Below are 14,320 nucleotides of genomic sequence, written 5' to 3'. Positions count from 1 at the left end.
TCTTGCCGGCAGCTTCCCCGCCGCCCAGATTCATCGTGGCGTCCCAGGATGCATGGCGTTATTCACATCACCACTTCGTCGTCGCTCGCGTACATGACAACCAATATCGTGAATCCGCCATCGACGCACCCGGCGCGTCACCGCATCCGAAAGGTCGCCGTGTCCACGAGGGTGATCGAGCTCGAACGCTTCGAGATGCAACGCGGCGAGGCGTTCGCCCCACCCGCGCACGACGACCACCAGCTCGTGTGGACGCCGGACGGCATCCTCGCCGTCGAGATCCTCGACCGGTACTGGATGCTGCCGACCACCCTGGCGCTCTGGGTGCCGGCGGGCGTGCTGCACACCCCGCTCGCCCTGCGCGAATCGGTGATGGAGGGCATCTACCTCGACCCCGCACGCACGACCCGCGGCTGGGAGAGCCCCACCGCCGTGCGGATGACCCCGCTCACCCGCCACCTGATCGCGCACCTGCGGCAGCCGCTCGCCCCAGAGCCGCGCGCCCGGGCGGAGGCCGTGCTGTTGGATGTGCTCGCGCCGGCCGAGACCTCGACCATCACGGTGCCACTCCCGGCCGACGAGCGCGCGCTGGCCGTCGCGCGTCGCATCCTGGCCGATCCGGCCGACCCGCGCACGCTGGAGGAGCACGGGCGCGAGGTCGGGGCCAGTTCGCGCACACTGCTGCGGGTGTTCCTGCGCGAGACCGGACTGCCGTTCAGCACGTGGAAGACGCACGCGCGCCTGAAATCCGCCGTCGGCCTGCTGGCAGAGGGGAGCACCGTCTCGCAGGCGTCGTACCTCGTCGGCTACAGCACGCCGAGCGCCTTCATCGCGGCGTTCCACCGCACGACCGGGCAGACGCCGGGCGCCTACTTCTCCTGAGCCCCTTCTTGCTCGCGTGGGGACTATCGTAGAAACCACATCTTCGGCGATACTCTCACCATTCGATCTGTTAGGAGCAGGCATGGCCGATTCCCCCCGCTCGTCGGTGACGACCCGTCAGCAGGCGATGGCGCAGCTCGTGATCACCGAAGGCCAGCTGAGCATCGCCGAGCTCGCCGAACGGCTGAACGTGAGCCAGATGACCGCCTACCGGGATGCGGACCGGCTGGCCGAGCTCGGGATCGTGCACCGCGTGCGCGGGGGCATCACAGCCCAGCCCTCCTCCATCTTCGAGAGCAGCCTGGAGTACCGCTCCCACGTCTTCCGCGCCGAGAAGGCCGCGCTCTCGGACGCGTGCCTGCAGATGGTCGAGCCGGGGATGTCGCTGATCATCGACGACGGCACGACACTCATCCCGCTCATCTCGCGGCTGCACGAGCGGACGCCGCTGACGGTGATGACCACCTTCCTCCCGGCGATCACCGAGCTCTCGCAGGTGCGCGACATCAACCTGGTCGCGATCGGCGGCAGCTACCGCCGGCACTACGACAGCCTGGGCGGCCTGCTCGCCGCCGACATGATCGGTCAGCTGCGGGCCGACCTGCTCTTCCTCTGCCCGTCGGCGATCAGCGACGGCGTCGCCCTCCACCAGGAGGAGGACATGGTCGCGACCAAGCGCGCGATGATGGCCTCCAGCGCCCGCAAGGTGCTGGTCGCCGACCACAGCAAGCTGGGACGCCGCGCGACCCACAGCCTGGCGCCGGTGGAGGACTTCGAGCTGGTGCTGACCGACAGCGGGGCGGACCAGACGGGCCTCGCCCACGTGCTCGACCGGGGCGTGCCGGTGTCGGTCATCCCGGTCGGCTGAGCGCTCCCGGGCTGAGTCCCCGTGGGCTGAGCGCCCGCGCGTCCGTCAGAACAGCAGCGCCCCGAGCACCACCCCGACGCCGACGAGCACGATGGCCGCGGCGACCAGCACCAGGATGAGCCCCGGCGAGACTCGCGCGAGGACGGGCGGGATGTCGGCCGCGGTGGCCTCGACGGTGGCGGGCCACGTGCCCATGCTGCCGCGCAGCAGGATGCGGCGGCGGCGGATGCGGACGGAGTCGACGCTGAACGGGAAGCGGCCGACGGGCGAGTTGATGATCACGGGACGAGCTCTCCTTGCGGTGGGGGAACCGGGGCGGTCGGGTGGACGGCGCGGGCGACGCCCGCCGCGTCCAGGGTCGGGTCGAGGGGCTGGACGAAGACGACGCCCTCGCTGTCGTCGCGGACGGCTCCGTCGATGTTGCGAAGCGGCAGCGCCGGCCCCGCGAGGATGACCGCGTCGCAGTAGAGCGGCACGACGGCATCCCCGCGGCCGATGTCGAGCTGGTCGACCCGGTCCGTCCCGTGCAGCCGCAGCGGCCGGTATCCGGGCCACCAGTCGAGGCGGGAGGCGAGCCCGTCGCCGGTGGGCGCCGTGCCGCCGACGACCGTGACGTGACCGTGCTCGGCGAGGTGCGGCAGGATGATCGCGGCCTCTTCGCGCGTGCCGACGACCACGGGCTTGTGGCCGAGGACGACGCCCGCATCGAGCAGGTGGTGGGCGACCGTTCCGGCGAAGACGCCCGCGAGCCGCCCGCCCGCGATGCCGAGCTCGGCGGCGGTCGGTGGCCGGTTGCCGCCCGCGAAGACGAGCAGGTCCGCGTCCAGCCAGCGCACCGCGCCCGGGCCGACGATGAGCAGGCGGTGGTCCCGCCAGCGGATGGCACTGGCGCCGAGGAAGAACTTCACGCCTGCGCGGCGGCACTCCTCGGCCGCGGCCACGACATCCGGGTGGTCGAAGCCCCACACGCCGCCGACGGCGGGAAGCCGCTCGACGAGCGTGACGGAGGCTCCGCGCCGGGCGTGCCCGGCGGCGACGAGGAGGCCGCTCAGCCCGGCGCCGACGACGACGATGCGCTCAGTCAACGCCCACCACCCCCGATCCGGCGCCCATGCCGACAGCGGCCGGGGCCACCTCGCGGGCGTTCGCGCACATGAAGATGACACCGGCCATGCACAGGGAGCCCTGGCAGCGTCCGCCGGTCGCCCGCGTGCGCTTGCGGACGCCCTCGACGGAGACGGCGGGCACGCACGCATGCACCGCGTGGTCGATCTCGGCGGCCGTGACCTGCTCGCACAGGCAGACCACGAGCTCCTCGGTCGGGTCGGCGGCCTCGCGGGCCTCGGGGTGCGACAGCTCGCGGAGCCGCGGCGGGATGCCGAGCCGGTCGAGCGCGTCCGAGCGTTCCCGCACATCCAGGCCGAGGCCGCCGAGGATGGCCGTGATGCGCCGCGCGATCGCGGGCGAGGTCGAGACGCCGGTGGAGCGGTTGCCCGCGTGCACGAAGTTCGGCACCTGCCGGTCGGGCCGCACCCGGATCGGCTCGTCGGAGGCGGGCCGGTTGCCGGCGTACGACTTGATGGCCCGGTCGAGCGAGACGGTGGGGATGAGCTTGCGCGTGAGCTCGAACACGGTGGCGAGGCCGGCCCTGTCGGTCTCGGTGTCGTCGGGGGAACCGCCCTCGACGGCATCCGGCCCGAGGAGGACGCTGCCGTTGGTGGTCGGGGCGATCTCGATGCCGCGGGTGGTCGCGGTGGGGATGGGGAGCACGATGCGCGAGACGGTCTCGCCGAAGTCGCGATCGAGGATCCAGTACTGCCCGCGGCGCGGCCACATGCGGATCGTCTCGCCGCCGGCGAGCTCGCTGATCGCGCCGGACTGGAGACCGGCGGCGTTGATGAAGTACCGGCCGCGGACACTCCCGTGCGGAGTGACCGCGGCGGTCAGCGCCCCGCGCTCGTCCGTCTCGAAGCCGAGCACGGGAGCGTCAAAGACGAAGGCCGCGCCGTTCCGCCCGGCGAGCTCGGCGTAGGCCCAGGTGAGCCGCATCGGGTCGATGATGCCCTCGTCCGGGTAGAAGACGGCGCCGACGCAGGCGTCGGTGAGCAGCGGCTCCAGCTCGCGGGCCTGGTCGCCGGTCAGCCGCTCGACCTTCACCCCGGCCTCGCGCACGTCGCGCTCGAGGTCGTCGAGGGCGGCGAGGCCCTCGGGGTCGAGCGCGACGGTGAGCGCGCCGATCCGGTCATAGGGCACCCGCAGCCGCTCGCACAGGTCTTCCCAGTCGTCATTGGATTCGTTGAGCAGCTCACAGTCGAGCGTGCCCTTGGCCGAGTAGTAGGAGCTGGTGATGCCCGCATTCGCCTTGCTGGCGCCCTCGGCGACATCGGATGCTGCCTCCAGCACGCACACCGAGGCGTTGGTGCGGGCGAGGGCCGAGGCGATCGCCGTGCCGATCACGCCGGCGCCGATGATGACGACGTCGAAGCTCTCACCGCCGATCGCCGCCTGATCGACGCGGCCTCGTGGGGTGGTCATCGCTGCTCTCCTCTCGTGAAGGCGCCCGCGATCGCATCGAACGTCGCGAGGTAGTCGGCGCGGATGTCCGCGTATTCGGCGACGCCCGCGGGATCGGGCTCCACCGCGGCGCGCGTGCGCACCATGCTCGCGGCGGCCTCCGCCGGCGAGGCGAACCAGCCGGCCGCGACGGCGGCGAGCACCGCGCCCCCGACGGCGGCGGCCCCGGTCACCTCGGTGGCGCGCAGGGGGTGGTCCAGGATGTCGGCCTTCATGGCGTTCCAGGGCGCGCTGACCGCCTCGCCGTCGACGATGGTCAGCGGCGCATCCGAGGCCTCCACCTCCTGCCCCTGTACCAGCAGCTCCCGGGTGCGCGGGTACAGGAAGGCGATGCCCTCCAACACGGCCCGGGCCAGGTGCTCCCGCCCGTGGTGGCTCGTGATGCCGAAGAACACGCCGGAGGACTCGTCCAAGTAATAGGGAGCGCGCTGGGCGCCGTCTACGAACGGGTAGAAGCGCACGCCGGCGCTGCCTCGCGGCGCCAGGGAGGCGAGCTCGATGATCTCCGCGTAGTCGAGGCCGGGGCAGATCGCGGTGCGGAACCAGCGCAGCGCCGACCCGGCACTGTCGATGGTGACCTCGCGCACGAAGGTGTCCGGGGCGACGTGCGGCGCCGTGTCGCCGGTGCCCGTCGCGTCCGGGGCGTAGCGCGGCAGCACGAGCCGCCAGTCGCTGCAGGTTCCCGTGCCGAGGCAGATGTCGCCCGGTGCGACCGCGCCGCCGCCGAGCGTCGCGGCCTGGTCGTCGGCGCCGCCCGCCGCGAGGATGGTGTCCGCGGGGACGCCGAGGAGCTCGGCGTCGCGCGGGCACAGGCGGCCCCACTCCTCCCAGGGCCGCAGGGTCGCGGCGTCGAAGAGGGAGGCGGGGACGCCCTCGGGGTCGAGGATCTCGCGGCTCCACTCGCCCGCGGCGATGTCGTAGGCGAGAGCCCTGGTCGGGGTGGTGATGTCGGTCTCGGCGCGAGCGCCGAACGTGCCGAGCACGTAGTCCTTGGGCGAGACGGCCCGCTCGGTGCGCGCCCAGACATCGGGTTCCTCATCCTTGCTCCAGAGCAGGTTGCCGAGACCGAGGCCGACGATCGGCCGGGTGCCGGTGAGCTCCACCAGCCGTGCATCGCCGTGGCGCTCGCGCAGCCGCCGGGTCTGCGCCCGGGCGCGCTGGTCGGTCCAGCTGATCGCGCGGCGAAGCGGGCGGCCGTCGGCGTCGAGCAGCACGAACGGGTCGCGCTGGGCGACCAGCCCGATGCCGGCGACGCTGAGGCCCAGCCCGGCGGCCTCGCGACCGAGCCGCGAGACGACCTCGACGAAGGCGGCGCGCCAGTCGTCGGGGTCGTTCTCGTTCCAGCCGGAGTGGGGCGAGTGCATCCGGTACTCGGCTCGCGCCTCGCCGTGCGAACGGCCGTCGGCCGTCATGAGCACGGCTTTGGTGCTGCTCGTGCCGAGGTCGACGCCGATGACCGCGGCTTCGCCGGATGCCCTCATCCCCACTCCTTCTTCACAACCTGGATGTTAATAATAACAGAATTTCTGTTACTTCTCGCTCAGGCCGACGCCCGTGGTGATGTAGTGCACCAGCTCCTGGGTCGAGGTGTCGGCGGTGCGCATCCCGGCGACCATGCGGCCGCCGCGGAGCACGAACACCTGGTCGGCCGTGTCGATGACCTGCTGCATGTTGTGGCTGATCAGCAGGACGCCGAGACCGGAGTCGGCGAGCGTCCTGACGATCCCGAGCACCTTCGCGGTCTCCTGCACGCCGAGGGCTGCGGTGGGCTCGTCCATCAGCACGGCCTTCGTGTGGCCGGTGCCGACGGCGCGGGCGATCGCGACTCCCTGGCGCTGGCCGCCGGAAAGGCGGCGCACCGGGGCGTGGGCGGAGGGCATGTTGATGGCGTAGCGCTGCAGCAGCTCCTCCGAACGCCGCGCCATCTCCTTTTTCTTGAGCCGATAGAGGCCGCCGAGACCGTGGCGCAACTCTCGCCCGAGGAAGATGTTGGCCGAGACGTCCAGGTTGTCCGCCAGGGCGAGCTCCTGGAACACCGTCTCGATGCCGTATCCGCGGGCGCCCAGCGGGCTGCCGAACACGGCAGGCTCGCCGGCGACCAGTACCTGACCCTCGTCGGGCGCGTGCACGCCCGAGAGGCAGCGCACGAGCGTGGACTTGCCGGCGCCGTTGTCGCCGACGAGGGCGGTGATCTGCCCGCGCGGCACCGTCATCGAGACCCCACCGAGGGCCACGACGCCGCCGAACCGTTTGACGACGTCGCGCACCTCTAGAGCGTTGTCGGTCGCGGTGGCCGCGGTCACGAGACGCACCCGCTCAGGGTCACGCCGGCCTTCTTGGCCATGTCGGTCAGGTTGTCGCGGTTGACCGGCTCGGCCGGGAAGAGGACCTTCTTCGGGACGTCCTTGCCCGCCTTGATGTCCTTGGCAGTCTTCAGCACGATCTCGGCCTCGGCCTTCGGGAAGGTGGCCATCGTTTGGTACATCTGGCCCTTGCAGATCGCCTGGAGCGCGGCCTCGGTGCCGTCGACGCCGATGATGACCTTCTTGGTCGGGTCCTGTCCGGCCGAGACCATCGCGCGGATGGCGCCGAGCGCGACATCGTCGTTGCCGCCGAACACGCCGTCGACCTCGCCCTTGGCCTGGAGGGTGTCTGTCATCTTCTGCTCGGCGTCGCGGAGGGTGTAGTCGGTGTTGACTTCGGCAACGACCGTGATGTCCGGGAACTTCTTGAGCGCCTGGTCGCAGCCTTCCGCGCGCTCCTTGGCCGCGAGGATCTGGAGCGGCCCGGTCAGGTTGATGACCTTGCCCTTGCCGTTCAGCGCCTTGGCCAGCGCGGTGCAGGCGTTGAAGCCGTCTTTGACGCTGTCGAGGTAGATCAGCGAGCGGTACTCGCCGGAGGCCGGCTTGGCGATGAGGCTGATGACGGGGATGTTGGCCGCCTTCGCGGCGTCGAGGGCCGGCACGATCGCCTGCGGGTCGATGGCGTCGATGGCGAGTATGTCGACACCGCGGGCTATCAGGGTGTTGACGTTGTCGAGCTGGGTCGCCGGGTTGTCGGAGGCCTGCGTGTCGACGATCGTCACGCCCTGCGTCTTGCCCAGGGATTTCTCGGCGGCCAGCTCGTCGGAGAAGAACTGGTTGTCGAGGTTCTGGTAGCTGTGGCCGATCGTCAGGCCGCCGTCGGCGGAGCCGGCACCACCCGCGGAGCAGGCGGCGAGGGCGGCGAGGGCGATGATGGCGCCGCTCGCCAGGGCGAGGGGTCGGCTGAGGGACTTCTTCGTGCTCATCGGGGGACCTTTCTGGTGAACAGGGATGTGATCGTCTTCTGGAAGGAAGCTTCGGGGGAGAGGAGGACGGCGACGAGCAGGGCGATGCCTAGGGCCATCGTCTGCCAGAAGCCGGAGACGCCGATCAGGTTGAGACCGGTTTGGAGCACGGTGAGGATCAGCACACCGAGGAAGGTGTCGCGGAGGTTGCCGCGGCCTCCGAAGAGGCTGGCGCCGCCGACGACAACTGCCGCGATGACCTGGAGCTCGAGGCCCTGGCCGGTCAGCGGGCTCGCGGTGGCGAGCCGCCCCGTGTAGAGGATGGAGGCGACGGCCGCGAGCACCCCGGAGAGCACGTACACGCCGATCAGCACGCGGTCGATGCGGATGCCGGAGAGCTTCGCCGCCTCCGGGCCCCCGCCGACGGCGTACACGTGACGGCCGAAGCGGGTCTGGTTGAGGATCCAGTACCCGATCGCGAGGACCACGATCAGCACGACGACGGGGATCGGCACCGGGCCGAGGTAGCCGGAACCCAGCCAGATGATGAAGGGGTCGTGCATCGGCAGCGGGCCGCCGTTGTTCCACAGCTGCGCTGCGGCGATCAGCACGTACATCATGCCGAGGGTCGTGATCAGCGGCGGCACGTGGAACTTCGCGACGAACACGCCGTTGACGAGGCCGGAGACGACGCCGATCACCAGCGCCACCACGATTATCGCCAGGGCGTTGCCGCCGAGTGCTGCTGTCGTCGCGCACGCCATGCCCGCGAAGCTGACCAGGCTGCCGACCGAGAGGTCGATGCCCGCGGTCAGGATGACGAATGTCATGCCGACTGCCATGATCCCGACGGTCGACGACGCGCGAATGATATTGATCAGGTTCGCCTGCGTGAGGAACGACGGCGCGAGGATCGACCACAGGACGATCTCGGCGAGCAGGACCGCAGGCAGCGCGAAGTCGCGCCGATGTCGGGAGACGAACGCGCGCAGCCGCCTCGGATCGGCAGCCTGTCCGGCAGCCGTCGAGGCGATGCCGTCGCGCATCGCTGGTGAGTGTGTAGCCATGTCCACATCCTTCGATTCGGGCAGGAGCTCGGGCCTTCGGCGATGAGGGCCCGCAAGGGTTGAAGGAAACACAACTACCAAATGCGCTGATAAGTCAACAAAAGGATTGTAAAGATTGTGTTTCGACTAGCCTCGGCATCCCGTGCAGTCCTGCAATTCTGTGCGCTTCCGGCAAGGTGATCCCTCGCCACTCCCAGCTATCAGTATCCTCAATAGCTATATTGATCAGCCATTTAACTGTCGACATCAGAAATTAACACGCTGAGCGCGATTTTCACGTAATCTTCTGTTTCAAAGATCGAGAGGACACTGGCATGGCAGACCCCCAGACCGAGCAGCGCACGCGGCCCGTCGCGTTCGCGATCGCCGCCCACGCCGACGACATCGAGTTCATGATGGGCGGCACACTCGCCCTCCTCGCCGACCGCGGCTGGGAGACCCACTACATGACCGTCGCCAACGGCTACGTCGGCAGCACCACCCACCGCATGGAGGAAATCGTCCAGCTGCGCGCCGGCGAGGCGCAGGCCGGGGCGGAGGCGCTCGGCGCCGTGTGGCATCCGAGCATCGTCAACGACATCGAGATCGTGTACTCGGTCGACCTCGTCCGCCGGATCACGGCGGTGCTGCGGGAGGTGCGGCCGTCGGTGATCCTCACCCAGGCGCCCGACGACTACATGGACGACCACATCGAGACCTCTCGCATCACGGCGAGCGCGGCCTTCAACCGCAACATGCCGAACTTCCAGTCGACGCCGCCGCTGCCCGCCTACATGGAGGACGTGACCGTCTACCACGCCCAGCCGCACGGTCTGCACGACGGGCTCCGCCGGCTCGTCTACCCCGGCCTCTACGTGGACACGACCGCCGTGCAGGATCGCAAGCGCGACGCCCTCTCCCGCCACCGCACCCAGGCGCAGTGGCTCGACGACACCCAGGGCTTCGGCTCGTTCACGGCCGAGATGGACGACGTCGCCCGCACCGTCGGCCGCCAGTCCGGCCGCTACGAGTTCGCCGAGGGCTGGCGCCGGCACTCGCACATCGGCTTCGGCACCGCCGGCGCCGACCCCCTGGCCGACGCGTTGGCCGAAGTGTCGTTCGTCGACGAGGACTACGAGCGCGGCCTGACCGCTCACCCGTACACCCGCGAGGACAGGAGCGCACGATGAGGATCGGCATCGCCGGCTGCGGCATCCGCGGCCAGCTCTTCGCCCGCGCTCTGGCCGGCGAGCCCGGAGTCGAGGTCGTCGGGATGTGCGACCCCTCGGCCGGCGCCCGCGAGCGGGCCGCAGCCGTCTACGGCGGCCCCATCCTCGACTCCCACGGCGAGCTCATCGCCCGCGGCCTGGATGCGCTCATCGTCGCGACCCCCGACTTCGCGCACCGCGCCGTCGCCGTCGACGCGGCCGCCGCCGGGCTGCAGCTGATGATCGAGAAGCCCATCGCGACCTCCGCAGAGGACGCCGAGGCGATCGTCGCCGCGGTCGAGGCGGCCGGCGTGAGCTGCTTCGTCGCCTTCGAGAACCGCTGGAACCCGGCCTTCCGCAAACTCCGCCGCGCGGTGGAGGCGGGCGAGCTCGGCGACATCGTGTCGGTGACGGCAGTGCTCTCGAACACGTACTTCGTGCCGACTCAGATGCTCTCGTGGGCCGCCTCCAGCTCGCCCGCCTGGTTCCTCATGCCCCACGTGCTGGATCTCGCCACGTGGATCGTCGGCGCCGACCCGCAGACGGTGGTCGCGCGCGGCCGCCGCGGCGAGCTCGCCGCCCGCGGGATCGACACCTGGGATGCGGTGCACGCCCTCTTCGAGCTCGGTGGGTCCGCCGTCGCGAACCTCCGCACCGAGTGGGTGCTGCCCGAGGGACGCCCGTCGATCGTCGACTTCCGCGTGGACGTCACCGGCACGCGCGGGTCGTTCAGCATCGACAACAGCGACCAAGGCGTGCACGCCGCCACCGCCGAGAGGTACACCTCGGTCGGCCTCCTCCCCGAGGACATCGACGGCCACGAGCAGAGCATGGCCGCGTGGATGGTGCGCTCCTGGGCGCGGGGACTGATCGCCGGAAAGCCGGTCGGGCCGGACGCCCGGCACGGCGCCCTGATCACCCGTGCCGTGGAGCTCGCCCACCGCTCGGCCGCCGAGAGCACCGCCTTCGCGGTGCGCTGACGAAAGAAGCCCATGACCGACTTCCGCTACTCCCCCGCCGCCTTCGTCGAGTTCCGCGACGTGGAGGCGTGCGAACGTGTCCGCGGCATCCGCCGCGAGGACCTCACCCGGCATCCGAACCCCGACTTCCACATCTCGGTGGAGGACGACCGCACGGCTTTCTACCGCGCGTTCGCCGACGACATCGTCGACCGCATCGTCGCCGCGCGCGACGAGGGCCGCCGCCACGTCGCCATCCTGCCCTGCGGCCCGGTGCCGCACTACGCGATGGCCGCCGAGCGCATCAACCGGGAGCGCATCTCCCTCGCCCACGTGCACACCTTCAACATGGACGAGTACGCCAACGAGGACGGCGAGACGGCGCCGCTGAGCTGGGCGGGATCGTTCCAGGCCGCGATGTTCGCGAACTTCTTCGATCTGATCGACCCGGAGCTGCGCCCGCCCGCGGAGCAGATCCACTTCCCGACGACGGACGCGATCGACGGCTACAGCGACGCGATCGCCGCCCTGGGCGGCGCCGACGTCTGCTACGGCGGCATCGGCTGGGGCGGGCACATCGCCTTCTGGGAGCCGCAGCTCGGCCACGAGTACGCCGGCGACCTGGAGGCCTACCAGCGGGCCGGCGCCCGCCTGGTGGAGCTGCACCCGATGACCATCATGCAGAACGCGCTGCACTCGTTCTCCAGCGACTGGTCGTGGGTGCCCCCGAAGGCCAACACCATCGGTCCGCGCGAGATCCTCGGCGCGCGGCACCGCTCGTTCTGGCTGGACGGCGACCTCGGCGCGGGCGCCTCCTGGCAGCGTTTCATCGCCCGGCTCGTGGCCTTCGGCCCGGTCAGCGAGTTCGTGCCGGGAACGCTCTTGCAGCTTCGGCCGACCGACTACACGATCCTCGGCGCCGTCGCGGACGACGTCGTGATCTCGATGGCGTGACCGTGCCCGGTTCGGTGGAGGTGTTCGCGGGCAGCGCCGGGGTCGGCTTCGCCGAGGCCATGTGCGCGCGGCTGGGCCTCCGCCTCGGCCGCAGCCGCCTGCAGCGCTTCGCCAACGACTGCCTCCAGGTGCAGCTGCTCGAGAACTGCCGCGAACGCGACGTGTACCTCGTGCAGCCCCTGGTGGCGCCGGTGCAGGAGAACCTGATGGAGCTCCTGCTGATGGTGGATGCCGCCAAGGGCGCCTCCGCCGCGCGGGTCACCGCCGTGATGCCCCACTTCGCCTACGCACGCTCGGACAAGAAGGATGCGCCGCGCATCTCGATCGGCGGCCGCCTGGTGGCCGACCTGCTGACCACGGCGGGGGTGGATCGCGTGCTCACGATGTCCCTGCACGCGCCGCAGGTGCACGCCTTCTTCCGGGTGCCGACCGACCAGCTGCACGCGCTGAGCGAGCTCGCCGCCCACTTCCGCACGGGCGACCTGAGCACCACGACCGTCGTCTCCCCCGACCTCGGCAACGCCAAGAACGCCACAGCCTTCGCCCGCATGCTCGACACGCCGGTCGCCGCCGGCGCCAAGCAGCGCCTCGACGGCGACCGGGTCGAGATCACCTCGCTCATCGGCGAGGTGGCCGGCCGGGATGTGATCGTCCTGGACGACGAGATCGCCAACGGCAGTACCGTGCTCGCCGTAATCGACCTCCTCGACCGCGGCGGCGCGAAGGGCATCCGCGTCGCCTGCACCCACGGGCTGTTCGCCAACGGGGCGCTGGAGCGCATCCTGGCGACCGGCCGGGTGGCCGAGGTGGTGACCACCGACACGGTGCCGCAGTCGCTCGCCGACGACCGCCTCACGGTCATCTCGGTCGCTCCGGCCTTCGCCGAGGCCGTGCGCCGCATCCACAGCGGCGAGTCCGTCAGCAGCCTGTTCCACGAACCTCTCGAAAGGAGAGACCATGCCTGAACCGCTCCGCATCGTCGTCGGCTCCGACGACGCCGGCTTCCGCTACAAGGAGGCCCTGAAGGCCGACCTCGCGGCCAACCCCCTCGTCGCGGAGGTGACGGATGTCGGCGTCGGCGAGGACGGACACACGCCCTACCCCGACGTCGCCATCGAGGCCGCCCAGCTCGTGGCGAGCGGTCGCGCCGACCGGGCGCTACTCGTATGCGGCACAGGCCTCGGCGTCGCCATCTCGGCGAACAAGGTGCCCGGCATCCGCGCCGTCACCGCCCACGACTCCTTCTCAGTCGAGCGCTCCGTGCTCTCCAACGACGCCCAAGTGCTCTGCCTTGGTGAGCGCGTCGTCGGACTCGAACTCGCCCGTCGTCTCGTGCGCGAGTGGCTAGGCTACCGCTTCGACCCCGACAGCCCGTCCGCCGAGAAGGTCGCCGTGATCGACCGCTTCGAGCACCGCGCGGCGGCGGGCGCCTGATGTCCGCGGCGGCGGCGGAGCACGAGAGACGGCTCACCGTCGGGATCAGCCTCAAACTCTACCTGAGCGTGGCCGAGACCGTCGACTGGGCCGCCTCGCTGGCGCGAATCGTCTCCGGTCATCCCGCCGCCGCGGTCGTGGACGTCTTCGCGGCGCCCTCCTTCCCAGCGCTTCCCGCCGTGCGCGAAGCCCTGCGCGGCAGCGGCGTGCGTCTGGGAGCGCAGAACGTCTTCTGGCAGGACTCCGGCGCCTTCACCGGCGAGGTGAGCGCGGGCCAGCTGGCGGAGGTCGGCTGCTCGCTGGTCGAGATCGGCCACGCCGAGCGCCGCCGCCTCTTCGGCGAGACGGACGAGATCGTCGCTGCTAAGGCCGCCGCAGCCCACCGCGCCGGGCTCCAGCCGCTAATCTGCATCGGCGAGCCGGAGGAGGTCTCCCCGCACATCGCCGCACTGGAGGTCATCGCCCAGGCGGAGGCTGCGTTCGCCGACGCAGACGGCCCTGGTGGCGAGTCTCCCTGGCTGATCGCCTACGAGCCCCACTGGGCCATTGGGCGGGAGGATCCGGCGCCGGCCGCGCACATCGCCACCGTGCTGGATGCCCTTGCCGAGTGGGGTCGCACCTCCGGCCACCGGCAGCTGCTACTCTACGGCGGAAGCGCCGGGCCGGGCTTGCTGACGAGGCTAGCCGAGCGAACGGCGGCGGTGGACGGGGTATTCCTCGGGCGTTTTGCCCACGATCCGCGCGCGGTCGCCGCCGTACTCGACGAAGCGGGCGCTCTGGCCGGAGTCGCCGTCGCTACTTCGCCCGCTGCTTTGCGCACCGGCAAATGAGGTAGGTGATCTCGCCGGTTCGCCCGCCCCAGACGGTGGACTAGGTCGGCGCTCACCGCATGAGCCATCCCTTGGCGCCGCATTGGTGACCTTCATCGAGCCGTGAAGTAGCCAGGGTCGGGGCCGACAGGTCCTGGTTTCATTGATGGCGGGACTAACCGAGTCCGGGTTGCGGACCAATCCGACGTAACCCGAGTGCTCGACATTCCCGAACGATCGGGTAGAGCGGCTACTGCCGCATCGAGACACCTCGCGATTGAAGCAGCTTCAGACTGCTGGGTTTCGAGATGTCATTTT

The 14,320-nt window shown here is 70.6% G+C and carries 15 protein-coding genes; 8 read left to right on the top strand and 7 right to left on the bottom strand.

Annotated features, from left to right (window positions below):
* The first annotated feature begins 159 nt into the window (after positions 1 to 159).
* Entirely contained in the window at positions 160 to 882 is a 723-nt protein-coding gene (locus tag FHX33_RS22165) for a helix-turn-helix domain-containing protein (protein WP_211235432.1), read from the top strand.
* Positions 883 to 964: 82 nt separating this feature from the next.
* Entirely contained in the window at positions 965 to 1,750 is a 786-nt protein-coding gene (locus FHX33_RS13445; RefSeq protein WP_021765382.1) for a DeoR/GlpR family DNA-binding transcription regulator, read from the top strand.
* A 45-nt stretch (positions 1,751 to 1,795) separates the two neighbouring features.
* Here the strand turns inward: FHX33_RS13445 and FHX33_RS13440 are convergent, their stop codons facing one another.
* Genes FHX33_RS13440 through FHX33_RS13410 form a run of 7 tightly spaced genes read right to left on the bottom strand, consistent with a single transcriptional unit; the run spans position 1,796 to position 8,659 of the window.
* Positions 1,796 to 2,032: a hypothetical protein gene (locus FHX33_RS13440; protein ID WP_021765381.1), complete on the bottom strand. Its 237-nt coding sequence runs from the start codon at positions 2,030 to 2,032 to the stop codon at positions 1,796 to 1,798.
* Positions 2,029 to 2,835: an FAD-dependent oxidoreductase gene (locus tag FHX33_RS13435; RefSeq protein ID WP_183428632.1), complete on the bottom strand. Its 807-nt coding sequence runs from the start codon at positions 2,833 to 2,835 to the stop codon at positions 2,029 to 2,031. Before FHX33_RS13435 ends, FHX33_RS13440 begins: the two co-directional genes overlap by 4 nt.
* Complete coding sequence (locus tag FHX33_RS13430) at positions 2,828 to 4,285, bottom strand: NAD(P)/FAD-dependent oxidoreductase (RefSeq protein WP_021764151.1); 1,458 nt, start codon at positions 4,283 to 4,285, stop codon at positions 2,828 to 2,830. Before FHX33_RS13430 ends, FHX33_RS13435 begins: the two co-directional genes overlap by 8 nt.
* Positions 4,282 to 5,805 carry a xylulokinase gene (locus tag FHX33_RS13425; RefSeq protein WP_183428631.1) on the bottom strand — a complete coding sequence of 508 codons (1,524 nt, stop codon included), beginning with the start codon at positions 5,803 to 5,805 and terminating at the stop codon, positions 4,282 to 4,284. Before FHX33_RS13425 ends, FHX33_RS13430 begins: the two co-directional genes overlap by 4 nt.
* 48 nt (positions 5,806 to 5,853) lie before the next feature.
* Positions 5,854 to 6,636: an ATP-binding cassette domain-containing protein gene (locus tag FHX33_RS13420; RefSeq protein WP_021757295.1), complete on the bottom strand. Its 783-nt coding sequence runs from the start codon at positions 6,634 to 6,636 to the stop codon at positions 5,854 to 5,856.
* On the bottom strand, positions 6,624 to 7,613 hold the full coding sequence (locus FHX33_RS13415) for a sugar ABC transporter substrate-binding protein (RefSeq protein ID WP_021757297.1): 990 nt from the start codon (positions 7,611 to 7,613) through the stop codon (positions 6,624 to 6,626). Before FHX33_RS13415 ends, FHX33_RS13420 begins: the two co-directional genes overlap by 13 nt.
* Positions 7,610 to 8,659, bottom strand: coding sequence for an ABC transporter permease (locus tag FHX33_RS13410; protein ID WP_211235381.1), 1,050 nt, complete (start codon positions 8,657 to 8,659; stop codon positions 7,610 to 7,612). Before FHX33_RS13410 ends, FHX33_RS13415 begins: the two co-directional genes overlap by 4 nt.
* A 314-nt stretch (positions 8,660 to 8,973) precedes the next feature.
* On the opposite strand from FHX33_RS13410, the gene FHX33_RS13405 reads away from it, so the two are divergent.
* Genes FHX33_RS13405 through FHX33_RS13380 form a run of 6 tightly spaced genes read left to right on the top strand, consistent with a single transcriptional unit; the run spans position 8,974 to position 14,023 of the window.
* Positions 8,974 to 9,828 carry a PIG-L deacetylase family protein gene (locus tag FHX33_RS13405; RefSeq protein WP_021757301.1) on the top strand — a complete coding sequence of 285 codons (855 nt, stop codon included), beginning with the start codon at positions 8,974 to 8,976 and terminating at the stop codon, positions 9,826 to 9,828.
* Entirely contained in the window at positions 9,825 to 10,826 is a 1,002-nt protein-coding gene (locus FHX33_RS13400) for a Gfo/Idh/MocA family protein (protein ID WP_021757303.1), read from the top strand. The genes FHX33_RS13405 and FHX33_RS13400 overlap by 4 nt, the downstream gene beginning before the upstream one ends.
* A gap of 12 nt (positions 10,827 to 10,838) precedes the next feature.
* Positions 10,839 to 11,759: a 6-phosphogluconolactonase gene (locus FHX33_RS13395; RefSeq protein WP_021757305.1), complete on the top strand. Its 921-nt coding sequence runs from the start codon at positions 10,839 to 10,841 to the stop codon at positions 11,757 to 11,759.
* Positions 11,760 to 11,761: 2 nt separating this feature from the next.
* A complete protein-coding gene (locus FHX33_RS13390; RefSeq protein ID WP_155828950.1) occupies positions 11,762 to 12,724 on the top strand; it encodes a ribose-phosphate diphosphokinase in 963 nt (320 codons plus the stop codon).
* On the top strand, positions 12,717 to 13,193 hold the full coding sequence (locus FHX33_RS13385) for a ribose-5-phosphate isomerase (protein ID WP_021757309.1): 477 nt from the start codon (positions 12,717 to 12,719) through the stop codon (positions 13,191 to 13,193). Before FHX33_RS13390 ends, FHX33_RS13385 begins: the two co-directional genes overlap by 8 nt.
* On the top strand, positions 13,193 to 14,023 hold the full coding sequence (locus tag FHX33_RS13380) for a triose-phosphate isomerase family protein (protein WP_021757311.1): 831 nt from the start codon (positions 13,193 to 13,195) through the stop codon (positions 14,021 to 14,023). The genes FHX33_RS13385 and FHX33_RS13380 overlap by 1 nt, the downstream gene beginning before the upstream one ends.
* The last annotated feature ends 297 nt before the right edge of the window (positions 14,024 to 14,320 follow it).

Origin of the sequence: Leifsonia aquatica, assembly GCF_014190775.1 — a bacterium.
GTDB lineage: Bacteria > Actinomycetota > Actinomycetes > Actinomycetales > Microbacteriaceae > Leifsonia > Leifsonia aquatica.
This window is presented reverse-complemented; position numbering and strand designations above follow the sequence as displayed.